Origin of the sequence: Actinokineospora terrae (assembly GCF_900111175.1) — a bacterium.
GTDB classification, from domain to species: domain Bacteria; phylum Actinomycetota; class Actinomycetes; order Mycobacteriales; family Pseudonocardiaceae; genus Actinokineospora; species Actinokineospora terrae.
Genome location: NZ_FOGI01000005.1, coordinates 61,372 through 87,492, shown reverse-complemented (window position 1 = coordinate 87,492; position 26,121 = coordinate 61,372). Strand labels below are relative to the sequence as shown.

Annotated in this window: 27 protein-coding genes and 1 tRNA gene; 15 read left to right on the top strand and 13 right to left on the bottom strand. The window is 69.1% G+C overall.

Annotated elements, in window-relative coordinates:
• Positions 1-70: 70 nt before the first annotated feature.
• From BMY07_RS11840 to BMY07_RS11825, 4 genes are read right to left on the bottom strand one after another with little or no spacing between them, the layout of a single operon-like run.
• Positions 71-2,065: a cell division protein FtsK gene (locus tag BMY07_RS11840; RefSeq protein WP_425426271.1), complete on the bottom strand. Its 1,995-nt coding sequence runs from the start codon at positions 2,063-2,065 to the stop codon at positions 71-73.
• On the bottom strand, positions 2,062-2,391 hold the full coding sequence (locus BMY07_RS11835; RefSeq protein WP_092777554.1) for a hypothetical protein: 330 nt from the start codon (positions 2,389-2,391) through the stop codon (positions 2,062-2,064). The genes BMY07_RS11840 and BMY07_RS11835 overlap by 4 nt, the downstream gene beginning before the upstream one ends.
• Positions 2,388-2,714 carry a WhiB family transcriptional regulator gene (locus tag BMY07_RS11830; protein ID WP_342741534.1) on the bottom strand — a complete coding sequence of 109 codons (327 nt, stop codon included), beginning with the start codon at positions 2,712-2,714 and terminating at the stop codon, positions 2,388-2,390. Before BMY07_RS11830 ends, BMY07_RS11835 begins: the two co-directional genes overlap by 4 nt.
• Complete coding sequence (locus tag BMY07_RS11825) at positions 2,711-2,986, bottom strand: helix-turn-helix domain-containing protein (RefSeq protein ID WP_092777553.1); 276 nt, start codon at positions 2,984-2,986, stop codon at positions 2,711-2,713. The genes BMY07_RS11830 and BMY07_RS11825 overlap by 4 nt, the downstream gene beginning before the upstream one ends.
• 157 nt (positions 2,987-3,143) lie before the next feature.
• Here BMY07_RS11825 and BMY07_RS11820 point away from each other — a divergent pair, with 157 nt between their 5' ends.
• Positions 3,144-3,521: a helix-turn-helix domain-containing protein gene (locus tag BMY07_RS11820; protein ID WP_092777551.1), complete on the top strand. Its 378-nt coding sequence runs from the start codon at positions 3,144-3,146 to the stop codon at positions 3,519-3,521.
• A 152-nt stretch (positions 3,522-3,673) separates the two neighbouring features.
• On the top strand, positions 3,674-4,792 hold the full coding sequence (locus BMY07_RS11815; RefSeq protein ID WP_092777549.1) for an NsdA family TPR-like regulatory protein: 1,119 nt from the start codon (positions 3,674-3,676) through the stop codon (positions 4,790-4,792).
• On the opposite strand, the gene BMY07_RS11810 is transcribed toward BMY07_RS11815, so the two are convergent.
• The 3 genes from BMY07_RS11810 to BMY07_RS11800 all read right to left on the bottom strand — a co-directional run bounded on the left by BMY07_RS11810 (position 4,775) and on the right by BMY07_RS11800 (position 6,823).
• Positions 4,775-5,326, bottom strand: coding sequence for an NUDIX domain-containing protein (locus BMY07_RS11810; RefSeq protein ID WP_092777547.1), 552 nt, complete (start codon positions 5,324-5,326; stop codon positions 4,775-4,777). The genes BMY07_RS11815 and BMY07_RS11810 overlap by 18 nt on opposite strands.
• Before the next feature lie 46 nt (positions 5,327-5,372).
• Positions 5,373-6,641 carry a tyrosine-type recombinase/integrase gene (locus BMY07_RS11805; protein WP_092777545.1) on the bottom strand — a complete coding sequence of 423 codons (1,269 nt, stop codon included), beginning with the start codon at positions 6,639-6,641 and terminating at the stop codon, positions 5,373-5,375.
• 98 nt (positions 6,642-6,739) lie between these two features.
• A tRNA-Tyr gene (locus BMY07_RS11800) sits at positions 6,740-6,823 on the bottom strand.
• 159 nt (positions 6,824-6,982) lie between these two features.
• Here BMY07_RS11800 and BMY07_RS11795 point away from each other — a divergent pair.
• The 3 genes from BMY07_RS11795 (at position 6,983) to rfbA (ending at position 8,916) form a co-directional block, all read left to right on the top strand.
• Complete coding sequence (locus BMY07_RS11795) at positions 6,983-7,474, top strand: YajQ family cyclic di-GMP-binding protein (RefSeq protein ID WP_092777543.1); 492 nt, start codon at positions 6,983-6,985, stop codon at positions 7,472-7,474.
• Between the two features lie 56 nt (positions 7,475-7,530).
• Positions 7,531-7,887, top strand: a complete 357-nt coding sequence (gene cutA / locus BMY07_RS11790; protein ID WP_092777541.1) for a divalent-cation tolerance protein CutA — start codon at positions 7,531-7,533, stop codon at positions 7,885-7,887.
• Between the two features lie 147 nt (positions 7,888-8,034).
• Positions 8,035-8,916: a glucose-1-phosphate thymidylyltransferase RfbA gene (rfbA, locus tag BMY07_RS11785; protein ID WP_092777539.1), complete on the top strand. Its 882-nt coding sequence runs from the start codon at positions 8,035-8,037 to the stop codon at positions 8,914-8,916.
• Here rfbA and htpX read toward each other — a convergent pair.
• Complete coding sequence (gene htpX / locus BMY07_RS11780) at positions 8,913-9,776, bottom strand: zinc metalloprotease HtpX (RefSeq protein WP_092777537.1); 864 nt, start codon at positions 9,774-9,776, stop codon at positions 8,913-8,915. The genes rfbA and htpX overlap by 4 nt on opposite strands.
• Before the next feature lie 75 nt (positions 9,777-9,851).
• Positions 9,852-10,634, bottom strand: coding sequence for a siderophore-interacting protein (locus tag BMY07_RS11775; protein ID WP_092777535.1), 783 nt, complete (start codon positions 10,632-10,634; stop codon positions 9,852-9,854).
• Positions 10,635-10,708: 74 nt separating this feature from the next.
• Between BMY07_RS11775 and BMY07_RS11770 the strand changes: the two genes are divergently transcribed.
• Positions 10,709-12,037, top strand: coding sequence for an amidase (locus BMY07_RS11770; protein WP_245782333.1), 1,329 nt, complete (start codon positions 10,709-10,711; stop codon positions 12,035-12,037).
• Positions 12,034-12,546: a TetR/AcrR family transcriptional regulator gene (locus BMY07_RS11765; protein WP_245782332.1), complete on the top strand. Its 513-nt coding sequence runs from the start codon at positions 12,034-12,036 to the stop codon at positions 12,544-12,546. Before BMY07_RS11770 ends, BMY07_RS11765 begins: the two co-directional genes overlap by 4 nt.
• A gap of 221 nt (positions 12,547-12,767) precedes the next feature.
• On the opposite strand, the gene BMY07_RS35325 is transcribed toward BMY07_RS11765, so the two are convergent.
• Positions 12,768-13,310: a GIY-YIG nuclease family protein gene (locus BMY07_RS35325; protein ID WP_342741539.1), complete on the bottom strand. Its 543-nt coding sequence runs from the start codon at positions 13,308-13,310 to the stop codon at positions 12,768-12,770.
• Positions 13,311-13,479: 169 nt separating this feature from the next.
• On the bottom strand, positions 13,480-14,346 hold the full coding sequence (gene ddaH, locus BMY07_RS11755) for a dimethylargininase (RefSeq protein ID WP_342741533.1): 867 nt from the start codon (positions 14,344-14,346) through the stop codon (positions 13,480-13,482).
• A 74-nt stretch (positions 14,347-14,420) separates the two neighbouring features.
• On the opposite strand from ddaH, the gene BMY07_RS11750 reads away from it, so the two are divergent.
• From BMY07_RS11750 to BMY07_RS33630, 8 genes are all read left to right on the top strand, one after another.
• The gene (locus tag BMY07_RS11750; RefSeq protein WP_092777529.1) at positions 14,421-14,870 is read left to right on the top strand and encodes an Lrp/AsnC family transcriptional regulator; all 450 of its coding nucleotides are present in this window, start codon (positions 14,421-14,423) and stop codon (positions 14,868-14,870) included.
• Positions 14,871-14,881: 11 nt separating this feature from the next.
• Positions 14,882-15,646, top strand: coding sequence for an enoyl-CoA hydratase (locus BMY07_RS11745; protein WP_092777527.1), 765 nt, complete (start codon positions 14,882-14,884; stop codon positions 15,644-15,646).
• Positions 15,647-15,881: 235 nt separating this feature from the next.
• Positions 15,882-17,783 (top strand): 2-oxoacid:acceptor oxidoreductase subunit alpha, encoded by a 1,902-nt coding sequence (locus tag BMY07_RS11740; RefSeq protein WP_092777525.1) that lies wholly within the window; start codon positions 15,882-15,884, stop codon positions 17,781-17,783.
• Complete coding sequence (locus BMY07_RS11735; protein WP_092777524.1) at positions 17,780-18,838, top strand: 2-oxoacid:ferredoxin oxidoreductase subunit beta; 1,059 nt, start codon at positions 17,780-17,782, stop codon at positions 18,836-18,838. The genes BMY07_RS11740 and BMY07_RS11735 overlap by 4 nt, the downstream gene beginning before the upstream one ends.
• Positions 18,839-18,963: 125 nt before the next feature.
• The gene (locus BMY07_RS11730; protein WP_177215544.1) at positions 18,964-19,626 is read left to right on the top strand and encodes a Crp/Fnr family transcriptional regulator; all 663 of its coding nucleotides are present in this window, start codon (positions 18,964-18,966) and stop codon (positions 19,624-19,626) included.
• 67 nt (positions 19,627-19,693) lie between these two features.
• Positions 19,694-20,581 (top strand): nucleotidyl cyclase domain-containing protein, encoded by an 888-nt coding sequence (locus BMY07_RS11725; RefSeq protein ID WP_092777520.1) that lies wholly within the window; start codon positions 19,694-19,696, stop codon positions 20,579-20,581.
• Entirely contained in the window at positions 20,578-22,467 is a 1,890-nt protein-coding gene (locus tag BMY07_RS34275; RefSeq protein WP_092777518.1) for a hypothetical protein, read from the top strand. The genes BMY07_RS11725 and BMY07_RS34275 overlap by 4 nt, the downstream gene beginning before the upstream one ends.
• The gene (locus BMY07_RS33630) at positions 22,464-23,546 is read left to right on the top strand and encodes a hypothetical protein (RefSeq protein WP_143073444.1); all 1,083 of its coding nucleotides are present in this window, start codon (positions 22,464-22,466) and stop codon (positions 23,544-23,546) included. Before BMY07_RS34275 ends, BMY07_RS33630 begins: the two co-directional genes overlap by 4 nt.
• A gap of 2 nt (positions 23,547-23,548) precedes the next feature.
• Here BMY07_RS33630 and BMY07_RS11705 read toward each other — a convergent pair whose 3' ends face one another.
• On the bottom strand, positions 23,549-23,938 hold the full coding sequence (locus BMY07_RS11705) for a sunset domain-containing protein (RefSeq protein WP_092777512.1): 390 nt from the start codon (positions 23,936-23,938) through the stop codon (positions 23,549-23,551).
• A 141-nt stretch (positions 23,939-24,079) separates the two neighbouring features.
• Entirely contained in the window at positions 24,080-26,065 is a 1,986-nt protein-coding gene (locus tag BMY07_RS33625; protein WP_143073443.1) for a sunset domain-containing protein, read from the bottom strand.
• Positions 26,066-26,121 lie beyond the last annotated feature (56 nt).

Below are 26,121 nucleotides of genomic sequence, written 5' to 3'. Positions count from 1 at the left end.
TTTGGGTGTCACAGCCGTCACAACTGCTGTTTCCGCTGGTGAACCCCATGATCGTCAGGCCCGACGAGCGTCACGGCAGTTCGACGGAGGTGTCACCATGTGACGCCCGGCGGATGGCCTCGGTGATCTCCGTGACCAGGTATCCCCGCACCTGCCGGACACCATCGGCGGTGGTGATCCGGTCCCGGGTCGACGCACAGCCGAAGTCGCTCATCTGCCGCCCCAGCGTGCCTGGCTCGACGTCCAGCGCCTCTACTAGTTCAGCGCTGGGGATGAACTCGCGGCCAGCTCCGTGGTGCTCGACGAAGTCCGCCACAGCAGCAAGGACACCCGGCACCGCCGCCGGACCGACCGCACGCAAAGGCTCCACGGGCACCGCGTCGCCAGCAGCGTGACCGGTCAGCGTGCCCTCAGCGGCCCGCAACACCCGGCCCTGCTCGCAGATCACGCGCCAGTCGTCGTTGGGCATGTAGAAGGTCCGCACTGTCGTGGCCAAGACGTCACCGGCTGTCTCGCCGTCCGGGCGGAGGATGCCAACGCCCTTGTGGGAGGGCAGTAGGCGGCTTGCGTCGTACCCCCTGGTGTTCATCTGCTCGCCGAGGACGATGTTGCTGTCGCGCCAGTCCATGACCCGCAGCGCGAACCGGGAGCCCAGCACCGCCCGCAGTCCGGAGGGGATCGTTTTCGAGTCCGGCCGCTGTGTCGCCAGGACCAGGACGAGCCCGGCCGCAGGCCCCTTCTTGGCGAGCCACGTCAACTGCTCGCCGATGTGTTCGCCCGCTGGCACTCGCCTCCCGTCCAGGTCCACGACGGTGTGGTCGTCCAGCGGTACCTGGACCTCGTCGATGATCAGCGCGGTGATCGGCATGTCCAGGGACTTGTCCCGCGACATCGCCGGAGTCACCTTCGACTCTGGGCACACCGCGTCGTCCAACCCGCGCATCCGGCGATAGCGGCCCTGGACCTCCTGCACCAGCTCACCGAGCCAGCCCACCAGGTCGAGTACGTGCGTCGGCTCGTCTCCCGACATGAACCGGTGGGCGACAAGCGCGGCAGCATCCCAGTCCTTGCCAGCCTTGAAGTCGGCCACGTAGAGCCGCGTGTGCGGGTCCAGTACAAGACCTGCCGTAGCCATACGTGCAGCGAAAGTCTTGCCCTGCCTAGGGATCGCACCCACTAGCAACGATGTCCACACCAGAGGCAAGTCAATCCGCCTACCTCGTGCGTCCCGTCCGAAGGGGACCGGCCGCCATGCATCCCATCGGTCAGCGACTCGCAAGGGCGTCCGCTCCGGCGGCTTGTCATACGGGTCGGAGTCGGCAACCCAAATTGCCGCCCGACCAGCGTGTCCACCGTTACCGCGGACTCGTTCCACGACTAGCTGAAGTTCGTCCACAGCGAGCGCGGAGGCCAACGCATCACGGCTTCGGATCACGTCTGCCGCCTTGCGGGTGGCCGGGAGATCCACGGTGACCGCCCATCCGTCGCCACTTCGGATCGGACGTTCGACCAACCGCAGCGACTCGTCCTTGCCGATCAGCCTTGCGTCCCTGAACGCCTCCGCCAGCGCTAGGGGGTCAACTGTCCACGCCAAGCTCCGGGGTCCTGGCAACACAGCCTTACGCCCTGGTGAGCCGTCACGTTGCCGACCTATGAGTGCCAGCGACAACGACACGACTGCGCCAGAGGCCCACCAGACCACGTCTCCGTAGGTCACTTGCAGGACCGTGGCCACGCTCGCAGTCAAGAGCAGGAGACCGGCGCTGACCCGATACCGGAACAGGGTGAGTTCGCGGATCTCCCGGAACTTGTCCGCCAGCTTGTCCTGTTGCTCGGCAGCCTGTCGGAAGTCGCGAACGGTCACCCACCTGCGCCACCAACGAGCCGCCACCGCCAGCCCCCGGAGTACGGCCCGGAAGTACCGCAACGGCAGCCTGACCAGCCACGCCGCAGCATCCCGGCCTGCCTGGCGTGCACGAGCCCGATCCCAAGTCCAGCGGCGTTGCCGACCCGGGCGGGGCAGCCGCACGACGGCGGCTGCCCCTTCCGACTGGCGACGGGTCATCGCTTCCCACCGCGACGCGGTGCGTCGGTCACGACCGTGAACACCCGGACCAGCGTGCTTGCCGTGAACAACGCCGGGAGCCCGAGGACGACGGCCAGCAGCGTCGTGTTCCCCGCCGCGTAGGTGACGACCACCCACTGAACGCCGGTGATCATGCCGCCAAGGACGAGCACCCGGCCCAGCAACGACACGGCACGCGCACCAGCCCGGGCGGCATCAGCGGTCGCACGCCCCTTCCGGGCTCCTGAGCGCCACATCAGCAGCACACCGAGCACGATCCCGAGTGCGGCAAGCAGCATGGTTGGGGTGACAGTGAACGAGGTCATTGCCAACCTCCGACCCTCCGTGCCAGCCAAGCCGCATAGACGGCTTGGCGGTCTTCCACGTTCAGCGCTCCCCAGACCCCTGGGGAGCTGCCTCCGACCGTTCGGAACTCCAGCTCCAGGCACTCATCTCGTACCGGGCAACCAGCACAGATGCGCGCGGCCATCTCGCGATCGGAGAGCACGTCACCGGTGAAGTCAGGCGCCTTGCCGTCCGCGTAGACCGCCATGCAGGCGCCGTCCCGGGTCACCACCTCCCAGAGCACGTCGTCCGGGACGTGCTCGAACTGGTCCAAGGCAGCGGCGGTCGACTCCTCGAAGGTCACCAGCCACCCCCGGTGAGCCGCTGGACCTCCCGGGCGGTCCGCCGCTCAGCAGCGATACGACCTGGGTCGACCAGGCCGCCGGTTTCGGCTGCCTCCGCGATGAGCTTGTCGAGTGCGGCTGACGGGACGACGTAGCGCGTCCTGACCCGCACGGCGGGGAAGCCGTCCTCCCGGATCGCCCGGTAGAGCGTGGCCGGGTCGACGCGCAGGATCTTGGCGGCTTCGCGGACTGTGTAGAAGACGGGACCGGTTCCAGGCATAGCTGTGCTCATGGATGATTTCCCTTAGTTAATGTCAGAAGCTGAAGTGGGGCTTCATTCCATTGACGTCAGCGACTTGATAGACATGCCGCGCTGACGACCGCGATGGGCCACAAGCGAATTGGGACGCGCGCTAATCTCGTCGTGACGGCGGAGCGCGGAGGAATACGTGACAGAGGACTGGTCTGCGGTCGCGAAGGCGATTAAGTCGCGTTCGCGCGAGTTGAACCTGCGCCAGGTCCAGCTCTCCGAACGGTCGCAGGTGTCGCAGGCCATCATCCGCGAGTTGGAGAACCACACCGTCGAGCGGCGCCGCAACACCAAGACCCTCGAAGCCCTGTCCATCGCGCTGGAGTGGCACCCCGGGCATCTGTACGCCCTGCTCCACGGCAGGCGGCCGCTCGAACCTGGTCAAACCGGCGACCGGGGGACCGACCTGATCCTGGAGCGCCTGGAGGCCATCCAGGACCGGTTGGACGATCTCAGCGAGAAGATGGACGGTCTGACCATGGACGTTGTGAGCCTGGTCAACCGGACCGACAAGTAGGCCCGATGACCGGTCTCGCGATGATTGCTTCCTGTCCACACTTACAAGAAACGGCATCCGCGCACCGGAAAACAGGTGGCCAGGGTTAACCGCGGAACCATTATGTCCAGTTAACTTTGCAGGTCAGCACGATTATTCGGGGGTCGGCGCTGATGGCGGTTACACGGTTGCAGGCCGTCCGGAAGTCGCTGGGTTACTCAGCGGACACCGTGATCGGCATGCTCCACCAACGCGCGTCCATGATCGGTGAGACCGTCATGTCCCGCGCCAGCCTCAAGACCAAGTTGTCCCGCTGGGAGAACGGTCACGAGGCGGTGAGTTGGGCGCTATATCAGCGCCTCTTCCGCGACATCTACGGCCGGACGAACGACGAACTGGGGTTCCCGCCGGACGAGATCGACAGCGAGGCCAACGAGCTACGTGCGCGCCTGGGTGCGGCACGAACAGTCGATGCCGCCACCGTTGACCTGTTCCGCCGCCAAGTCGACAACGCCCGGCACGTCGACCGCCGCTTCGGCGGGATCAGCCTCCTCGACCAACTCCGGACCCTGATCAAACAGATCGAGGACCTACTGCGGTACGGCTCGCAACGAGGCCAACGCGAGGCTCTAGCGGCGGTTCTGGTGGAAGCCTCCACCCTCGCAGGATGGGAGTCCCTAGACCGGAACGCCACCAACCAGGCGTGGGGCCACTACGAGCGCGCCAAGGCAGCGGCGCGCGAGGCAGGCTCTATACCGCTACTCGCGCACGCCATGGCCGAACAAGGCTTCGTCCTCATCGACATCAACGAACCACGCCTAGCCGTCGCACAGATCGCAGAAGCACGATCCCTCGCCGAAGGCATCGCGACACCGTTGCTCCGCTCCTGGATCGCAGCCGCTCACGGCGAGAGCCACGCCACCGCAGGCGACACCGACCAAGCCCTAGAGGCATTCGACGACGCGAGCACCCTGCTCCCCGCCGACCCGGTCGACCCCGCCCTACCCTTCGTCTTCCTCGGCGACAGCCACCTAGACCGCTGGCGAGGCAACGCCCTAGCCAAACTCGGCGACCCCGACGCCATCAACCACCTGGTCGACGCCCTCTACGGCACGCCACCCGACTTCCTCCGCGCCCGAGTAACCATGCTCGTAGACCTCGCCTACGCCCACGCGGCAGCAGGCGACCGCACCGCCGCCCAGTCCTACGCCCGAGAAGCCAGGCGCCTAGGAATGCAGATCAAGACCGACCGCCTCCTACGCCGCCTCAGCCACCTAGTCCTGCCGACGTGAGTTCAGGTAGTACAGCAGTGACACGAGGGTCCCGGAGCCCAACAACTCTTGGCGCTGCGCCAACTCGTTGACTCGGCCAAGCGGAACCCACTCGATCCGACCCACCTCTTCGGTGTCGGTCGGTTCACCGAGCCGTTCGGCCTCACGCCAGAGGTAGACATCCACGGGAGCCGTTACCTGCCCCGGCAACGGCTGAAAGGTGACCAGATGTTCCGGCTCCCCCACTGGCCGCCAACCGCTCTCTTCCGCTGCCTCACGCGCGGCAGTCGCAGCGGCATCCTCGCCTTCATCGACCAGCCCACCCAGCAGTTCGTAACCCCACTGGTCGGTCGGGAAGCGGTAGCGCCAGAGCATCAACGCCTCGTCGCGCTCGTTCACGATCAGCGCGATGGCGATCCGCGCCAAGTGCACGACGTGGTAGTCCCACCGCTCGCCATTGGGCGCCTCGACGTCAGCAAGCCCTACCCGAACCCACCGGTTGTCATAGACGGTTCGCTCACCGAAGACCGTCCAGGCACCGCGTTCATCGCTCACGCGGACACGATACCGACGCGACCCGTAGTTGCGGACTACGCGTTGATCATGGCTTCGGACGACGCTTGGGCATGCGCGACGCAAGGATCTCGGCGGCCTTGCGGTCGGCACCAGCCACCCAGGCCGCGTAGACACGCAACGTCGTGGCGCCACCTCCGCCGTGTCCCAGCCGACCGGCCACCGTCCGCAGGTCCACGCCTGCGGTCAGGAGTTCGGTCGCGGAGTAGTGGCGGAGTTCGTGGATGTGCGTCTCGATGCCCAGCTTGGTTGCCATGTACTTGTACCGGCCGGAGATGCTGTCCGGCTTGCACGGGACACGCGGGTGGGGCTTGCGCACGCCTACGAACACGTACAGGTCACCGGTGAACTCAATGTTGAGGGCCGCGCATCGTTGAATGCACCGCTGGCGCAGTTCACCCAGCAAGACAACCGTTTCCGTGTCCAGCGCGATCCGCCGCATCTGGTGCGTCTTGGTGTCCTTGATCTTCTTGATCCCGCCGCGATCGATGTAGCTCTGGCGGATCTCCAGCACGCCCAGGTCCAAGTCGATGTGGTCCCAGCGGAGCGCGCAGACCTCCCCGCGCCGCATCCCGGTGGTCATGACCAACCAGACCAACGTTCCCCAGTCGTCATCGACCTCGAACGCGGCTTCGATCAGCAGAGCGGCTTCCGCCGCTGACGGCGGGTCCGGCTGGGATGGGCTCTGACGCGGACGGTGGGCCTTGCGCGCGGGGTTGTCGTCCAGCCATTCCCAGCGCACGGCCGCCGCCATCGCACCACTGATCACGGCGTGGATCTGCCGCACTGTCGATGCCGCCAGCGGCTTGCACACGTGCGGCTTGCACCCGACGCTGAGGCAGTCGTGAAGCCCGGTGGCCTTGTGGGCGATGTACGGCTTGCCGTCGCACCGCTCCCGGCACCTGCGGAGTTCAGCGTTGAACGACTCCAGGACACGAGCGGTGACCTTGCGAGCGGCCAAGGCGCCTAGGGCAGGCCGTATGTTGCGCTCGATGTAGCCCCGATAGCCCGCGCGGGTGCTGTCTTCCATCTCGGCGACCTTTAGCCACTCTTCAAGTACCTCACCGAGCGAGATAGAGGTCTCGGTGACCCGTTGCTTCTCGACTTGGGCGAGCAGGCGGGTAAGTACCGTGTTTGCTCGCTTATAAGCAGCCTTGTCGTTGCCCTTGACCGACTCGCGGAGGTACGAGCGCTTGCCAGTGACCGGGTCATCGCCCGCGTAGACGACTACGCGGAGGTTGGACCCACGCTGCTCGATCCGACCGCGCTGGCGGGATTCATCTGGCAAAACAGGCATGGCCTTGAGTGTACGTTCGCACCCAAAGCCGCACCCAAAGATCATCTTGGCCGAAGCCGACGATCTACTATTCGGTTATATGCCCTGGTCAGGACATGTGGTGGCGGGTAGAGGATTCGAACCTCTGTAGCTTTCGCGACGGATTTACAGTCCGCTCCCATTGGCCGCTCGGGCAACCCGCCGGGGTGTCCGGTGCTGCTGGACGTCGGGAACCATACCGAATGGGGTGGGGGGAGTTCCAACGGGTACCCCCCTCTGCGCGGCGACCCCCTGGTGGGTGGTGGCGGCGGTACCATCCGTGCCGACCTGAACTACCCCTGTACAGCGGAGGTGCGAGGCACGTGGCGGACCCGTCATTCGACGTGGTGAGCAAGGTGGACCGGCAGGAGGTCGACAACGCGCTGAACCAGGCTGGCAAGGAGTTGGCCACCCGGTTCGACTTCCGCGGCACCGGGGCGAAGGTGGCCTGGTCCGGCGAGGAGGCGATCACCTTCGAGGCCGAGACCGAGGAGCGTTGCGCCGCCGCGATCGAGGTCTTCAAGGAGAAGCTGGTCAAGCGGAACATCTCCCAGAAGGCGTTCGACATCGGTGAGCCCGCGCCGTCGGGCAAGGTGCACAAGGTGACCGGCACGCTGGTGCAGGGCATCTCGGCGGAGAAGGCCAAGGAGATCGCCAAGAAGATCCGCGACGAGGGCCCCAAGGGCGTCCAGGCGCAGATCCAGGGCGATCAGTTGCGCGTCTCGGGCAAGAAGAAGGACCACCTGCAGGACGTCATCAACCTGCTCAAGACCGGCGACTTCGGCATCGCCCTGCAGTTCACGAACTACCGCTGACGCCCGGTGGTGGGTTGGCCCCGTGCCCGACCCACCACCTCCCGGGAGGTGGACCTGTGCAGGCCTGCGAGGTCGTCATCACCGCGGCTGACGCCGGGTGGCTGGTGGACTTCACGCGCGCGCTCGTGGCCGACCGGCTGGTGGCGTGCGGGCAGCACATCAGCCCGGTCAGGTCCGTCTACCGGTGGGATGGCGCCATCCAGGACGACGTGGAGGCGCGCGTGGCGCTGCACACCCGCCTGTCGCTGGTGCCGGAGATCGTCGCCCGCGCCGACCGGGACCACCCGTACGACGTGCCGTGCGTGTTCGCGCTGCCGATCCAGGCGGGCAACCCGGCCTACCTGGCGTGGATCGTCAGCCAGACCAGGGAACCTGCCGATCACGACACTCTCGGTGTCGATCCAACCGGCTGACCAGCCGATCAGGGCGTGGTGTCCGGCATCACTGGTAACCCTGCGTGCACTAGGGGCGATGCACTGTCGGGGAGTCGCCGCTCGATAGGGGATGCGGGTGGCTCTTACGTGGGTAGCCTCGGATTGGTGAACACGACAGGAGCCGTGATGAAGGGCATCGTCCTCGCTGGGGGTAGTGGGACCCGGTTGCACCCGATCACGCAGGCGGTGTCGAAGCAGCTGCTGCCCGTGTACGACAAGCCGATGATCTACTACCCGCTCTCGGTGCTGATGCTGGCCGGGATCCGGGACATCCTGATCATCTCCACCCCCGCCGACCTGCCGAACTTCCAGCGGCTGCTCGGCGACGGCAGCCAGTTCGGGGTCGCGTTCTCCTACGCGGAGCAGGCGGAGCCCAACGGGCTGGCCGAGGCGTTCATCATCGGCGAGGACTTCGTCGGGGACGACTCCGTGGCGCTGGTGCTCGGCGACAACATCTTCTGGGGTCTCGGGTTCTCGCAGATGATGCAGGCCAACATCGCGGACCTCGATGGCGCTGTCTTGTTCGGTTACCCCGTCAAGGACCCCCAGCGCTACGGCGTCGGTGAGGTAGACGCGGACGGTCGGCTGCTGTCCATCGAGGAGAAGCCTGCCGAGCCGAAGTCGAACCGGGCCATCACCGGGCTGTACTTCTACGACAACGACGTCATCAAGATCGCCAAGAGCCTGTCGCCGTCGGCGCGGGGCGAGCTGGAGATCACCGACGTCAACCTGGAATACCTGCGGCAGGGCCGGGCCAGGCTGCTCGACCTCGGCCGGGGCTTCGCCTGGCTGGACACCGGCACGCACGACTCGCTGCTGGAGGCGGGCCAGTTCGTCCAGGTGCTGGAGCACCGCACCGGCGTCCGGATCGCCTGCCTCGAGGAGATCGCCCTCGACCGCGGCTTCATCACCCCGGACGAGTGCTACGCGCTGGGCACCAAGCTGGCGAAGTCCGGTTACGGCGAGTACGTCATGAGCGTCGCGAAGGCCGCGGGCGCCACCGGTTAGGACTGCTCCAGCGCCATCCGTTCGAGCCGCGCTATGCGGTCCGCGATGGGTGGGTGCGTGGAGAAGTGCCGGGAGATGCCGTCGCCGGGGCGGAACGGGTTGGCGATCATCAGGTGCGACTGCGCGGCGACCGCGGGCTCGGGGGCCAGCGGCGCGGCGCGGGTGCCCTCGTCGAGCTTGCGCAGCGCGGAGGCCAGCGCGAGCGGGTCGCCGGTGAGCCGGGCGCCGGACTCGTCGGCCTGGTACTCGCGGGAGCGGCTGACCGCCATCTGCACGATGACCGCAGCGATGGGGCCGAGCATCGCGATCAGCAGCATGGCGAACGGGTTGGCGCGGTCATCGTCGTCGTCACAGAAGATGCCCGCGAACAGCGCGAGGTTGGCCAAGAGGCTGACCACGGTGGCCAGCGCGCCCGCGACGCACGAGATGAGGATGTCGCGGTTGTAGACGTGCGCCAGCTCGTGGGCCAGGACGCCGCGCAGTTCGCGTTCGTCGAGCAGGTCCAGCAGGCCCGTGGTGCAGCAGACGGCGGCGTTGCGCGGGTTGCGGCCGGTGGCGAACGCGTTCGGGGCGGCCGTGGGGCTGACGTGCAGGCGGGGCATCGGCTGCCGGGCGGCGGTGGCCAGCTCGCGCACAATCCGGTACAGCGCGGGCTGTTCAGCTTGCGAGACCGGCCGCGCGCGCATGGCCCGCAGGGCGAGCTTGTCGGAGTTGAAGTACGCGTAACCGTTGACGCCCGCGGCAACCAGAACGCCGATGATGAGCGCCGTGCGGCCGAAGAACGACGCGACCAGCACGATCAGCGCGCTGAGACCGCCCAGCAGGAGCGCGGTCCGCACCCCGTTGACATGTCCGTGCACCCTCGCCTCCTCGGTTCTCGTCGGCCCGGGAGTCCAACGAGCGCCCGGGGTGAGAAGTTCCAACCGGACAGTCGATCAGTTGCCGCTCTCGCCCAGGCGCCAGTAGGTCGTGGGACGCACGCGCTGGCGGGGGTAGCCGCGGTCGTCGAGCAGGTGCGACCGCACCGCGAGCATCGCCGACCGCTCACCGGCCATCCAGACCTCCGGTAGCCCTTCCGGCAGCGTCGCGGCCCTGATGGCTTCGACTAGCACCGTGTTCTGGCCTGCCGGTGCGCCGTCGCGGTAGAGCCATGTGACGCCATCGAGTGGCTGCGCTTCTGCGGCGTTGGCTACCTCGACGAAGGCCAAGACCTGCTTGTCTTGCGGCAACGCGGCGAGGATCGCGGCGATGGCGGGGATCGCGGTCTCGTCACCCGCGAGCAGGTACCAGTCCGCGGTCGGGTCGGGCTGGTAAGCGGGCGACGGTCCGACGAAGATCACCTCGTCGCCCGGCTGGACCCTGGACGCCCATGCCGAGGCCGGGCCCGCGTCGCCGTGCAGCACGAAGTCGAAGTCGACCTCGTTGGTGGCGGGGTCGTGCCTCCGGATCGTGTAGGTGCGGGTCAGCGGCCGGACTTGTGCCCACAATCCGCGTGCGGACTCCAGGGTCAGCGGCTCGGGGAGCTGCGTGCCCTCGGGGTAGAGGTAGAGCATCACGTTCTGGTCGGTGCGCGCCCCGGCCAGGCTCGCCAGCGACTCGTGCTGGACGGTCACCCGCGCCATCTGCGGGGTGACGCGCTCGACCCGGGTGACCGGGACGCGCCAGAGCCGGGTCTCTTGCCTGCGGGAGCGCCTGCGGGCCTCGGGTTGCGTGCTCATCTCCCCATCCTCGCGCCCGTGGTCTCGGCGGCGTGAACCGGCTACCGTTCGTTCGAACGAACAAGGAGGTCGCCGTGCTCGGACTGGAGGCCAACGCTCAGGCTCTTGCTGCCGGGTCGACCACGTCAGTAGCGCTGACGACCGCGGTCTTGGACTCGATCAGGCAGAGCCAACCGACGCTGAACGCGTTTCGCCGTGTTCGCGAGGTAGCGCTCACTGATGCTGCGGCGGCGGACCGGGCTCTTGGTGCGGGCGAGCGGTTGCCACTGTTGGGCGTACCGGTCGCCATCAAGGATGACGTCGACATCGCCGGTGAGCCCACCGCGTTTGGTTGCCCGGGCGAGTTTCCTGCGGCTACAGCGGACTGCGCGCTGGTTGGGCGGCTCAAGGCTGCTGGCGCTGTCATCGTCGGCAAGACCAACACACCTGAGTTTGGCCAGTGGCCGGTAACCGAGGGATCTGCGTTTGGGGTGACCCGGAACCCGTGGGATCTGGGGCGAACGCCTGGCGGGTCCTCTGGTGGTTCGGCTGCTGCTGTCGCGGCGGGGTTGGTGCCCGCGGCCGTTGGGTCGGACGGCGCCGGGTCGGTGCGGATTCCGGCGGCGTGGACGCATCTGGTGGGGATCAAGCCGCAGCGGGGGCGGGTGTCCAGTCCGGACCTGTTCCACGGCATCACGACTGATGGCGTGTTGGCTCGTACGGTCGGGGATGCGGCGTTGTTGCTAGAGGTGCTCGCTGGTGCGCCGTTCCGGGATGCGGCTGATATAGACCCGGGCAGGTTGCGGATAGGACTGTCGTTGCGGCCAGCGTTCACTGGCATGCGGGTCGCCCTGGATCCGTTGGTGCGTACGGCCGTTGTGCGACTCGCGCGAGTGCTGCGGTCGCTGGGGCACGAGATCGTCGTCGCGAATCCCGACTACGGCCTGATTGGACTCAACTTCCTCCCCCGCTCTCTAGGCGGCGTCCACGACTGGCACGACCGCGTCCCGGATCCGCTCTTGCTCGATACACGCACTCTAAGCAACGGGCGTCTCGGGGCTCTCTTGCGCGGGCGTGGATTGCGCGCCGCTAACGCCACCTTGCGGCTGTTCCAGCGCCGGGTTGGGCGGGTGTTCGACCGCGTCGACGTACTCCTGACACCGACGACGGCTTCCCTACCGCTGCCCGTTGGCGCTATCGACGGACTTCGCGGGTGGCAGACGGATCAGGCGATCATCCGCGCGTGCCCGTACGCGTGGCCGTGGAATGTGCTCGGTTGGCCTGCCATGAACGTGCCCGCGGGACTGGTACCGCTGCCGGTGGGCGCGCAGCTGTTGGGACGTGCTGACAGCGAGCGGCAGCTGATTTCCCTTGCCGCGCAACTGGAGTCCGTCGAGCGCTGGGACCGGAGGTGGCCGTCGTGACCAGGGACCGGATCCTGCGCGCGACCCTGCGGGTAATCGCCGACAAAGGCGTCGCCGGGGTGACGAACCGGCGGATCGCCCGGGAAGCGGAGGTCTCGCTCGGGTCGATCACGTACCACTTCGCGACCCAGACCGACCTGCTGCGAGAGAGCCTGCTGCTCTTCGTCCAAGAGGAGACAAGCCGACTCGCAACCTTCGAGCTACCAGCGACTCTTGAACAAGCGGCCGCGTTGGTCCAACAGGTCGTGGAGAACCTACCGTCCGACCTAGCCCCGTTCGAGCTCTACCTCCACGCCGCCCGCGACCCCTCTTTGCGCGACGCCACATCCCGCTGCTTCGCCGCCTACGACGCGCTGACGCTGACCATCCTCACAGCCCTCGGCGTCCCCTCACCCGAACACCTCACCGGCCCCGTCGTGGCCCTAGTAGCGGGCATGCAACTCCGCCACCTAGCCACCGGCACACCCCCCGACATCGCCAACGCCCTCTTACTGCTCGTCAGCCCTTAGCCGCACTGAACACCGGATTCCCCACCGAAACCCGCTGCACAGGCACCACCACCCGCGGCACCTCCACGACAACCCCACTGCGAAACACCGGCACCTGCGGCTTCGCCGGACGCACGTTCACACTCATCAGCCCTCCCACAATCCACTGTCGGCCCAGAAGTGCCCAGCATCCGCCGAGCTGTAACGGCCTCCCGCACAGTGGACCACCGGGGTACGACAGTTCAGCGCTTGGCGGTGCTCCGGCCCGACGGGTTCGGGAGCACCGGGAGAGCGCGGGCCGCGGCCTTGGCGTCCTTCCGGATGCGGGTGAGCTCCTCGAAGAACGGGTTGTGCCGGTTGTCGCTCAGGTTCAGCGGCAGGTACTCCCGCTCGATCACCGCCTGCTCCACCTCCCGCGGCGACTCCACCGCGAGGTAGGACACCCGGGCGTGGGCGTCCAACCACTTGTTCAACACCTGCTCGCCGTGCACGAAGGTCAACCGGCTCCCACTCCCGACGCGACGCAGCTCCAACCCCAACTGGTCAGCAAGCAGGCACCCCAGCGACAGCCGGAGCGTGGACGCCTCCGCGTTCCCCCTGAGGTGCTCCTTCACCCGATGCCGAATCGTCCGCGTGCTCGCCCGCGCCCCATTCCGCGGCGCAGGCTTCGGCGCAATCCCCACATACAGCAACTTCCACGGCGCCTCCGCCAACCCCTCCGGCAACGGCACCACAGGCGGAACCTCATCAAAGAACCAGCCATACAACCCCGCCAAAGCCGGCACCGGACACGGCTTCCCCAGGAGAACTTCGTCCCGCGAGTACGTCAGCTGAGGCAGAAGCAACGGCTTCAGTAAGTCCTCATACCCATCATCACCCACGACTTCACCCCAGCCCGGTAGCCCTACCTTCCAGAGTCGAACCTACCGAGCCGAAGCGGGCCCACACCCCTCTTTAGCGCGTCCGATCGCGGAGTTCCATGGTGCAGCACTTTGGCCCGCCGCCGGATTTGCGGAGTTCGGTGATGTCTACGGGGTGGGGGGTGTAGCCGTGGGTGTGGAGTTGGGTGGTGAGGGTGGTGGCTTCCTTGGGAAGGATGACGTTGCGGCCGTCGGAGACGGCGTTGAGGCCTAGGCAGGCGGCGTCCTCTTCGGTGGCGAGGATGGCGTCTGGGTAGAGGCGGCGGAGGAGGCGTTGGGTGCCGGGGGAGAAGGCGGCGGGGTAGTAGGCGATGTGCGCTCGGGAGGTGGGGGTGGCCTCGGTGAGCACAAACAGTGCGACGTCCAGGTGGTAGTAGCGGGGGTCTACCAACTGGAGTGACACCACCGGGACGCCCAGGACTTCCTGGGCTTCGGCGTGGGCACCGGGGTCGGTGCGGAAGCCGGTTCCGGCGAGCAACAGATCGCCGGTCCAGGTGAGGTCGCCCTCGGCTTCGTTGATCTTCTCGGGCATGACGATGTCGCGGTAGCCGCGGTCGAGGAACCAGGTGCGGAAGAAGTCGGCCTCGGCGGCGCGCTGGGGGGCGCGGAAGCGGGAGCCCAGCACCACGCCGTCGATGACGGTGCCCGAGTTGGCGGAGAAGACCATGTCCGGCAGGCCGGGCTGGGGGGCGATGGTCTCGACGGTGTGGCCGAGGCGCTCGTAGGTCTCCTTCAGCGCCGTCCACTCGGCGACCGCGCCCTCGGTGCTGACCGGGCGGGTGGGGTCCATCCAGGGGTTGATGGAGTACTCGACCGCGAAGTACGTGGGCGAGCACATGAGGTACCGCCGCGTCGTGGCGAGGCGGGTGGTCGCGGGCTGCCGCACGGGTGCCGAGGTCATGGATCGAAATGTAGAGCCCCGGAAAGCAGTCATCAATGTCGCTAAGACGCCCTCGAACATGCAGAATGTTGCGTGTGGACGTCATTGATCAGCGAATCATTTCACAGCTCGTGGCCGACGCGAGGTCGAGTTACGCCGAGATCGGCAAGGCCGTCTCGCTCTCGGCGCCCGCGGTCAAGCGGCGGGTGGACCGGCTGCTGGAGACCGGGGTGCTGCGCGGGTTCACCGCCGTGGTCAACCCGGAGGCGCTGGGCTGGGGCACCGAGGCCTTCGTCGAGGTGCACTGCCAGGGCAACGTGTCCCCCGACCGGATCCGCCAGCGGCTCGAACCGCTGCCCGAGGTGGTGGCCGCCTACACCGTCTCCGGGTCGGCCGACGCGATCGTGCACCTGCGGGCGGCCAACATCCACCACCTGGAGGACGCCCTGGAGCGGCTGCGCGCGGTCGACATGGTCTCCAGGACCGTCTCCACCGTCGTCCTGTCCACCCTTCTGGAGCGTCCGCCCGCGCCCGAGCCCGGCTAGGGTGCGCGGACATGACCGTCCTGCTTGAGCGGCGCGACGGCGTCGCCGTGATCACCCTCGACGACCCCGACCGGCGCAACGCCCTGACCCTGCCCATGTCGGCCCGGCTCGCGGAGCTGGTGGCCGAGTGCGAAGCCGACCCGGACACGGCCGCAGTCGTGGTGACCGGCACACCCCCCGCGTTCTGCGCCGGGGCAGACCTAACGGTGCTCGGAGAGTCGCGCGAGGAGGGGCTGCGCGGCATCTACGCGGGGTTCCTGGCCGTTGCGCGGTGTTCACTGCCGACGATCGCGGCCGTCGGCGGGGCGGCGGTAGGGGCAGGGTTGAACCTGGCGCTGGCCGCGGACGTCCGGATCGCGGGACCGCGGGCCCGGTTCGACGCGCGGTTCCTCCAGTTGGGCATCCACCCAGGCGGCGGCATGACGTGGATGCTGCAGCGGCTCGTGGGCCCGCAGACCGCGACCGCGATGACCCTGTTCCGGCACGTGCCGGACGCCGCAGAGGCACTACGGGTCGGTCTGACCCTCACGACCGTCGACGGCGACCACGACGCGCTAGTCCAAGCGGCCGTCGACCTCGCCGCGGCTACCGCCAAAGCGCCCAAAGACCTGGTGCTGTCGATCAAAAGGTCGATGCGCGCGACCGCGGCGCAAAGCTGCCACGACGACGCGATCGAAACCGAGCTCGCCGCGCAGGTGGCCTCGATGGACTCCCCCGCGTTCGCCCAGCTCCTGGCGGAGATGAAGGCCCGGATCTCGTCCGCGCCGACCCCGTAAGCTGTTCGCGGCATCCCACGGGGTCGGAATCCGACGCCCATCATCCGGGATAAGTGTAACCGCCGGTTACACTCAAACCGGGACCGCACCAGGCCCTTACCCGATACCGTTGATCGGGGGCTCGCGCGGGACTGTGATCTGCAACGCGTTGCTCGGGTCCGTGGTCCGGCGATGCCTACCGTTGAACGCGACACGACCAGCCAGTCGGGTGTCAGGAGAGAGGGATCGGCAGCTCATGAGCACAGGTGTGGACGGTGGTACTGCCGCCACCGGGACCCCGCGGGCGGCCGCGGTCACCAAACTCGACCGAGTGGTGATCCGGTTCGCCGGTGACTCCGGTGACGGCATGCAGCTCACCGGCGACCGCTTCACCTCGGAGGCCGCTGCGTTCGGCAACGACCTCTCCACCATGCCCAACTTCCCGGCGGAGATCCGCGCCCCCCAGGGCACCATCCCCGGCGTCTCCAGCTTCCAGGTCCACTTCGCCGACTACGACATCCTGACCCCCGGCGACCGCCCCGACGTGCTGGTCGCCATGAACCCGGCCGCGCTCAAGGCCAACATCGCCGACCTGCCCGCGGGCGGCACGCTGATCGTCAACACCGACGAGTTCGTCAAGCGGAACCTGACCAAGGTCGGTTACGCGGTCAACCCGCTCGAAGACGACTCGCTCGCCGCCTACCAGGTCCACCAGGTCGCGATGGCCACGATCACCCAGGGCGCTCTTGCCGACACCGGCCTCGGTAAGAAGGACGCCGAGCGGTGCAAGAACATGTTCGCGCTCGGGCTGCTCTCGTGGATGTACCACCGGCCGACGGAGGGCACCGAACGGTTCCTGCGCGAGAAGTTCGCCAAGAAGCCGGACATCGCGGAGGCCAACGTCCTCGCGTTCCGCGCGGGCTTCTACTACGGCGAGACCACCGAGGCGTTCGCGGTCACCTACGAGGTCGCCCCGGCCAAGCTCGCCCCTGGCACCTACCGGCAGATCACCGGCAACACCGCGCTCGCCTACGGGATCGTCGCGGCGGCGCAGCAGTCGAAGCTGCCCGTGCTGCTGGGCACGTACCCGATCACCCCGGCGTCGGACATCCTGCACGAGCTGTCGAAGTACAAGCAGTTCGGCATCACGACCTTCCAGGCCGAGGACGAGATCGCGGGCATCTGCGCGGCGCTGGGCGCCAGCTACGGCGGTGCGCTCGGGGTCACCTCGACCTCGGGACCCGGTGTCGCGCTCAAGTCCGAGACCATCGGCCTCGGCGTGATGACCGAACTGCCGCTGCTGGTGATCGACGTGCAGCGCGGCGGGCCGTCGACCGGCCTGCCGACCAAGACCGAGCAGGCCGACCTGCTGCAGGCGATGTTCGGCCGCAACGGCGAGTCGCCGGTGCCGATCGTCGCCCCGCAGTCGCCTGCCGACTGCTTCGCCGCCGCGATCGAGGCGACGCACATCGCGCTGAAGTACCGCACCCCGGTGCTGCTGCTCTCCGACGGCGCGGTGGCCAACGGCTCCGAGCCGTGGCTGATCCCCGACGCCGCCGACCTGCCCGACCTGACGGTGGAGTTCGCGACCGAGCCCAACTCCCCGGACGGGTCGACGTTCTGGCCGTACCTGCGCGACCCGGAGACGCTGGCCCGCGCGTGGGCCGTCCCCGGCACCCCCGGCCTGCAGCACCGCATCGGCGGGCTGGAGAAGGCCGACGGGACCGGCAACATCTCCTACGAGCCCGACAACCACGACCGGATGGTCCGGCTGCGGCAAGCCAAGATCGACAACATCCCGGTGCCGGACCTCGCCGTCGACGACCCGACCGGCAAGGCGCGGGTGCTGGTGCTGGGCTGGGGCTCGTCGTACGGGCCGATCGGCGCCGCGTGCCGCCGGGTGCGCAAGCTCGGGCACTCCGTCGCCCAGGCCCACCTGCGCAACCTCAACCCGTTCCCGGCCAACCTCGGCGACGTGCTGCGGTCTTACGACAAGGTCGTCGTGCCGGAAATGAACCTGGGGCAGTTGGCGTTGCTGCTCAGGGGCAAGTACCTCGTCGACGTCGTCAGCTACACCAAGGTCGCAGGCCTGCCGTTCAAGGCCGAGGAACTGCAGAACGTGCTCACCGACATCGTGAAGGGGGTCGATGCGGGATGACCACGATCGACTTGGGGCTCCCCGGACTCGCCGGGGTGCCGACCACCGACGAACCGCAGAAGGCCAAGGACTACAAGTCCGACCAGGAAGTCCGCTGGTGCCCGGGGTGCGGCGACTACGTCGTGCTCAACGCCGTGCAGTCGTTCCTGCCGTCGCTGGGGCTGCGCCGGGAGAACATCGTCTTCATCTCCGGCATCGGCTGCTCGTCGCGCTTCCCGTACTACATGAACACCTACGGGATGCACTCCATCCACGGCCGCGCCCCGGCCATCGCCACCGGCCTGGCCACCGCCCGCCCCGACCTGTCGGTCTGGGTCGTCACCGGCGACGGCGACGCGCTGTCCATCGGCGGCAACCACCTGATCCACACCCTGCGCCGCAACGTGAACCTCAAGATCCTGCTGTTCAACAACCGGATCTACGGGCTCACCAAGGGCCAGTACTCGCCGACCTCGGAACCGGGCAAGGTCACCAAGTCCACCCCGATGGGCTCGCTGGACTACCCGTTCAACCCGGTGTCGCTGGCACTGGGCGCCGAGGCCACCTTCGTCGGCCGCGCACTGGACTCCGACCGCGCCGGGCTCACCGAGGTCCTGCGCCAGGCCGCCGAACACCGCGGCTCGGCCCTGGTCGAGATCTACCAGAACTGCCCGATCTTCAACGACGGCGCGTTCGACGTCCTGAAGGAAGCGGGCGAGGCCGAGCGCAGGCTCATCCCGCTGGAGCACGGCAAGCCGATCCGCTTCGGCGCGGAGGGCGAGTACGGGGTCATCCGGTCCGGTTTCGGGTCGCTGGCCGTCGCCAAGGTCAGCGAGGTCGGCGCGGACGCCCTGGTCGTGCACGACTCGCACACCGAGGACCCGTCCTACGCCTTCGCCCTCTCCCGCCTGTCCACCCAGGACCTCAGCCACACCGTCACCGGCGTCTTCCGCTCGGTCTCCCGCCCCACCTACGACGACCAGGCCCGAGCCCAGGTCGACGACGCCAAGGCCACCCGCCCCGCAGACCTCGACACCCTGCTCCGCGGCAAGGACACCTGGACCGTCATCGCCTAGGTCCCGCTCCACCGAACCGAGCCCTCACCGAACCGGTGGGGGCTCGCTTCTTTTCCCGGCGGGCAAACGGGTGATCGTCGACCGGCGAACCACGGTCACGGTCAGCGATGCGCTATTCATCCAGCGTGAACAAGGGTGCGCGGGGATTCCGCGGCGTGGTGGGGGAATCGAAGTGGGCGCGACTGCTGGAGCTCGGCGTCCCGCGCGTGCACGGCCCCCGGGTGCCGCTGCTGCGGCAGGGCGATCCGGGGACGACGGTGCTGGTGCTGCTGTCCGGTCGGGTGAAGGTGTTCGGCACGGAACCGGACGGCGGTCGGCTGCTGCTCGCGCTGCGCGGGGCGGGTGACCTGCTGGGGGAGATCGCGGCGCGGTCGGCCTCCCGGCGCACGGCGACCGTGGAGACCATCGACCGGTGCACCGTCAGCGTCGTGCCCGCCGAGCGGTTCAACGCCTTCCTGGAGGAGCACAACGGGCAGGCGGCACTGGCGGACTACTCGCTGTCGAAGCTGTCGCAGACCGTGCCCTACCAGGTCGAACTGGTGCACTTCAGCCCTGAGCGCAAGATCGCCCGACTCCTGCTCGAGGTGGTGGCGCTCGCCGACGACGCCGTCGCCGACCGGTACCGGGTCCCGTTCTCCCAGCAGGAACTGGCCAACTCGCTGGGGGTGGTCCGCAGCACCATCTCCCAGCACCTGCTGCGGCTCAAGGACAGCGGCGCGCTGCGGCAGGACCACGGGCACCTCGTCGTCGCCGATCCCGGCCTGCTGCGGGCGTTCGCCGGTCTGTGACCCAGCTCGCAGTCGACCTGTCCGATGGCGGACAGTTCGGCGCCCGGGGGCTGGCCAAGCTCGTCGGGTGACCGACGACAAGACCGACCACCCCGCGAGCAGGGCGACGCGGCTGCCGCCGTACCGGGCGCTGCTGGTGGTCGACATCCGGGACTTCAGCGGCCTGCTCGGCCACCACCACGCCGAGGTGACCGACCGGGTGCCCGCGGTGCTGCGGGCCGCGTTCGAGCGGTGCGGGCTCAGCGAGGTGTGGGACACCAGGCGGTTCGGGTTCGGCACCGGTGACGGGTACGCGGCCGGGTTCCCAGCCGAGGTGCTCCCGCTGCTGCTCACACCGTTCCTGCGGGCGCTGCACGAGGAGTTGGAGTTCTGGGACCGGGTCGCCGCCGACGCGGCGCCGCTGCGGATGCGGGTCAGCGTGCACGTCGGCCCGGTCACCGACTCCGGCCGCGAGCTGCTCAGCGAGGGCAGTGGCGTGGCGCGGGTCGAGGCGCACCGGCTGCTCGACTCCGCGCCGGTCAAGGACCTGCTCACCCGCTCAGGGCCGAGCACCCGGGTCGCCGCGATCGTGTCCGGGCGCGCTTTCACCGACGCGGTCCAGAGCGGGTACAGCGGTGAATCCCCGGAGCTCTACGTCCAGGCGCCGGTCGAGGTCAAGTCCTACAGCGACCTCGCCTACCTGCGAGTCCCGGTGCCGACGGGCGACCTGCTGCGCCACGGGTTCCTGCCGCCGGTGACCCAGGCCGAGCAACCGACCGAGGACATCGACCACGCCGCGGGCTCCACCCGGAACACCGCCCACCACGTGCACGGCGACGTGGTCCAGGCGGGCCGCGATGTCACCCAGGCGACCAACAACTACACCTTCCAGAGGCCGGCGAACGTCAACACCGGTTCCGGCAACCAGTTCAACGGCGACAACGCCCAGTACCACGACAACCGCGGTACCCGATGACCTCCACCAGCTACAGGTTCGACGAGACGGCCAACGTCAACTCTGGTTCTGGCAGCCAGACCAACGTCACCAACAACCACTACCACGCGCAACAGCGCGTAAGACGCAGCCTGCGGTTCATCGCGGCCGAGGAGATCCGCAGGCGAGCCGAGCGGTTCGTCGCGCCCGCGGGTTTCCCGTTCGCGGCGTTCACCCGGTCGTCGACGGTAGTGCTAGCCGGCACCAGCGAGTCCGGCGCGCGCACCACGGCGCTGATGTTGTTGACAGCGCGCGGAAACAGCCATCTCGACGAACTCCGCGTGCTGGACGACCGCGGCGACGACGAAGACCCGGCACTCGACACCACCCAGCTGAAAGAGGGTGAGCGGCTGCTGCTCGACCTGTGCGCGGCCGACGACGAGCGGGTGCGGGCCATGCAGCCGGACCTGGAGGCCTACCAGGCGGAGGTCACGCGCAAACAGGCGCGGCTGGTCCTGCTGGTGCGGCCCGACCAGGTCTTCCTGCTCGCCGACTCCCTTGCCGCACTCCGGGTCGACGTCGACCGCCCGGACGGCGCGGAGGTCCTGCGCGCGCACCTGGCCCCCGAAGGCATCGGCCTGCCGGACCCACCGCCGCCGGTGGCCAGGCTGGCGGACTGCCTGCGGTCCGACCCGGTGGGGCGCATCGCCGACCTGGCGAGGGTGGTGGTCAGGGCCAGGGACACCGGCCAGGGCAAGACCACCGGCACCTGGCTCGCGGCGGCGATGGCGGCGCGGTTCGAGCGGGCCGCCCAGGCGCAGAAGCTGTTCTCCGGCGATCAGCAGGCCGCTCGCCGGGCCCTGCTCGTCGCCGCCGCGTTCCTGCCCGGCGCCCCGGTCGAGGCGCTGGCCACCGCGGAGCAGGCGCTGCACGACGAGATCGAGATCCCGGCGGCCGAGGAACACGTCCTCGACGGCACCCACCTGGCCGAGCGGATGACGGCCGCGCACCTGCGCGCCGACGGCTGCCGCACCGTGGAGTTCACCGACTTCGCACTGGACTCGGCCCTGCGCACGCACTTCTGGACCTACTTCCCCGGTCTGCGCGCGGAAGTCGCCGAGTGGGTCGGCACGGTCGCCGTGTCCGAGGACATGCCCTACGAGGCCGCCGCCGACCTGGTGGACCGGTACGCGGAACTCCAGCTCACCACCGGCGCGCCGGAACCGCTGCTGGCGCTGGCCCGCAGCTGGTCGGACCACCGGCGCGGGATCGCGCTGGCAGCCCAGGCCGTCGCGATCGGACTGCGCGACAACCGGACTTCCAAGGCGGCCAGGCGATACGTCTACCACCGAGCCACGGACCACTCCCTGCCGACCTCGTTCGCCAGGGTGCTCGTCGACGCGTGCGTGGAGGACATCGCACCGACCAGGCCGTTCCAGGCCCTCGTGCGGCTGCACCACTTCACCCGGCACCGGGACACCAAGGTGGTGGGCGCGGCAGTCGACGCCCTTGTCGGGCTGGTGCGCAAGCACGGCCTGCACCGGTGGCTGCTCTACCGGCTGCTCGACCAGCGGATGAACTCGGCCAACCGCGCCATCCTGCTCGCGCTCGACCTGCCCCCACACCTGGCCGCCGAGACCCGCTCGCGCGACGACCTGGTCCAGCTGTGGGAGGCGCTGCTGTGCGACACCACCCGCGTCGTCCCACCGGACGACCTGTGGCGGTGGATCGGGACCGATCCGGCGCTGGTGGTGCGGGCCTGCGCGGGCAGGTCCGCGCTGCTCAACGAACTCTTCGTGCTCGCCAGGGCGCAGGTCCGGCGAGCGAACGACCCCCAGGCGCGGCAGGCGGCCATCGCCCGTGCCGAGACGTTGCTGCCGCTCATCGACGCGGCACTGGACACCAGCGAACGGAGTGGACGGGCATGACCAGGGACACCAGGGTGGTCCTCACCGGCGGAACAGCACTGGCGCTGGCCCTCACCGCGGGCTCTCTCCTCGAGTGGGCGGACTGGGTCAACATCGTGCTCGCGGTGGCCCTGATCGTCGGCACCGGGGTGCTGGCGACGCGAGGTCCGGATCGCCGGGAGAGCAGGTCGATCCCGCCACCGCGGCAGCAGCCCGAGCCGGAGCCGGTGCCCGCGCCACAACCCCCGCCGCCCGCGAGCCGCGAGGTGACCTCGGTGCGCCTGCCGAGTTCGGAGGGGGACATCCCGTTCACGCTCAGCTGCACCGTGCAGTGGTACCAACTGGCGCACGGGCATCCGGATCCGGGAGTGCTCGCCGTGCAGGCAGTACTGCACCGCGCGCACCAGGCCGCCCGGTCCCACCACCCCGAGGACACCGGCGCGGTCCACGCCATCGCCGCCACCCTCAGCCACCCCGCGACCGACAGCACGAACACCGTGCGCGCCTGGGCCGCGGAGGTCCGGGTGTACGTCAACGAGGAACACCGCGCCTACCTGCGCGACATGGCCGCGCTGCGCAGGCAGCAGCACCTGGCCAAGCTGGAGATCGCCAACGAGCGGTTCGTGCGCGAGTACCTGACCGACGAGGTGCTCACCAGCGCCGGGAGCACGGTGGTGTGGTGGCTGGCCAGGGACAAGTCCAAGGTCGAGGAGACCGTCGACCTCATCGGCTCACTCGCCCGGCTCTCGGCCGCGGCCAGGGACACCGAGGTGGACGAGGCGTTCCGCTCCCTGGTACCCGAACACCTGCGCCCCACGGCCCGGCTGGACCAGCAACCAGGCCTGGACAACGGGTTCGCGGAGCCGGGTCTGTTCGTCGTGGACAGTTCCGGGGTGGTGACCGGTCCCGACGAGGTGCCGGACGAGCTGCTGCCGGACCCGGCGGACGAGCGCCACGCGCTGTTCGGCCGCGACCTGGTGGACCTCCTGGTCCGGCACGACCACCCGGACCTGGCCGCCAAGGCCCGCGACCGCTACGGGGTCGACGATTGGTCTTCTGGACCAACCCCTGACAACGCCGACCAGCACCAGGCGAGCTAGAGCTACCGGTCGCTGGTGGTGGTCCAGGGGAGGAAGCCTGCGCGTTCGGCGTCGGCTACGGTGCGGAACCAGACGGTGGCTGTGGTGGTGGGGTAGGCGGGGGATTCGGTGGTGTGGAAGATGCCGTGGGTGCCTTTGACGGTGTAGTCCGTGGAGGGGGCCATGCCGTCGGGGCCTGCGGGGGCGGCTGGGGCGGTGAAGGCGTCGTCGAGGGTGCCGGAGACGTGGGTGAACTCGTCGTCGGGGGCGGTGGGGGATTGCAGGGGGATGCGGACCTTGGGGGTCGGGATGACCCAAGGGGGGCGCGGTGGGGGCTTGCGGGTGAGGTAGCGCCAGGTGAGGGCCACGCCCAGCAGGAAGGACAGCACGCACCACAGAACCGGTCGCCTCACCGGATGCCTCCTCGTGCGCCGTCGTGCCCAACCGGGGTTCGCCGTTGTGCTACAGCCAGACACCCCTTGTATCACTCTGGGTGGACAGCTGCCACCTAGGCGCGGCCGGACGGTTCCCGGACCGGACACCTTCGGGTGACGTCAGCCGAGGGGGCGGAAGCCGACCCGCTCGGCGTCGGCGACCGAGCGGAACCACACCTCGGCGACCGTGCGGTCGAACTTGGCCGAGTCGGGGGCGCAGTAGCGCAGGGCCGTCACGCTGGCCTTGATCGTGTACTCGCTCGACGGGGACCGGCCGCCGGGCAGCGGCATCGCCGAGCCGGGGCCGAACGGGCCGGGCGGGACGAACGGGTCGACGCCGGACGGGGTCTGCTGCAGGGTCCTGGCGCCGCGCAGGCGGTTCGGCGGCGGGGGCGCGGGCTTGGCGGCCTCGGCGTTGTCGGCGGGCAGGATCGGCTCGAACAGCGACCGCTCGCGGTCGGGCGTGGTCTGCTTCGCGGCGACCGGCTCGGCGACCACCGGCGCCGGGACGGACGCGGTCGGCGTGGTGGAGGTCTGCACACCGAAGGGGAACCGGTTCTGCGGCTTCGACGGGATCCGCTTGGGCAACAAACTCGAGTTCCTCTCCGGCAGCGCCTCCGCGTAGGCGGGCGTCGGCTGAATTGGCTGCTGGAACCCGGGCTGGTCGGTCACCGCCAGTGCGGGTTCCTGCTCGACGAACCCGACCGGCTCCACCGCGGCGTGCGCGGGCTGCCGCTGCGGCTCGACCTCGGCCACCGGCTCCGGCTCGACGTGCTCCGGTTCCACCCGCGCGACCGGCACGACGAACTGCGTCGCGTCGACGGTGTTGATCGCGGGGTCGTCAGCGCGGCGTTCGGCGGCGCGGGTCTCCTCGTCGTGGTCGTGCTCGGTGCTGCTGTCGCCGTCGTGGTGCTCGTCGGCGTCGGCGAGGTCACCGCGGGCGGCGTGGTCGCCGTAGCGGGCGACCGCCTCGGGGTCGAGGTAGCCGGTGCGGTCGAGGTCCGGCTCGTCGTCGAGGTCGTCGACCAGCGCGTCGTCGGTCAGCGAGGTCCCGTTGACCGGGGCGTGGTCGGCCTCGGCCTTGCCCTCGGCGTCGATCCGGCGGATCAGCTCGGCCGGGATCGGCGTGGTGTGCTGGGTGAAGATCGTGCCGGTCTCGTCGTCGCGGTCGTCCTCGGCGGCGGGCAGCGCGTGCTCGTCGTCGGTGTCGCCGACAACCCGGGCGGCTTGGTCGTCGTCGGCGTAGTACTCGGAGTCGGCCTCGGTGTCGGCGGTCTCGTCGAGGTCGTCCACGAGCCGGCCGGGCCGGTCGCGGTCGAACCAGTCGCGGTCCTCGTCCTGCTCGGCGGCCGCCCGGAAGCCCTCGCGGTAGTCGGCCTCGACGCCCGCACCGTCCTCGCGGTACTCCCCCGCGGCGCTTTCGCGGTACTCGGCAGCGTCCTCGCGGTACTCGGCGGAACCCTCGCGGTACTCGGCGGTGGCGTCCTCACGCTCGTCGGCATCCGAGTCGGCTCGGTACTCCGCGGCTTCCTCGCGGTAGTCGGTGCCGGACTCCGTGGCGGGCGGGATGTACTGCGTCAGCTCGGCGGCGGTGTGCTCCGGCTCGCGGTCCCAGTCCCGCTCGGCACCGTCCCGGTCGTCCTCGCGGTCGTCAGCGTCTTCGTGCCGGTCTGCGTCTTCGTGCCGGTCGACACCCTCGTGCCGGTCCGCGGCATCGACCCGGTCGTGCTCGTCGTCGCGACCCGCGTCGTGCTGGTGGTCGTAGTCGGTGTGCCCGTCGACCGCGGGGGCGGGCATCGAGCGCAGGCCGTTCTCGTCCTCGTCGGACAGCGTCAGCAGCCCGCGGCGGATGGAGTCCTCACCGGTGCGCCGCGGCTGGACGAAGCCGAGGTCGTCGCGGGTGTCGGTGAGACCGGGCACGATCGCCGAGGTGTAGCCGCTGTCCTCGGCGGCCAGCCGCGCCTCGCGCTTGCGGACGGCGGTGAGCCTGCCCTCGAGCTCGGTGACGCGCTTGCGGGCGGGCAGGGCGATCAGCAGCCAGCAGAGCACCGCTCCGACCAGGAAACCGGCGAGGCTCCACACCCACACCTGCCCGAAGAACGGCATCGCCGATGTCTCCCTCCCGGTCGCGTCCCGGTCGACGCGGCATACGGTTGTTCAAG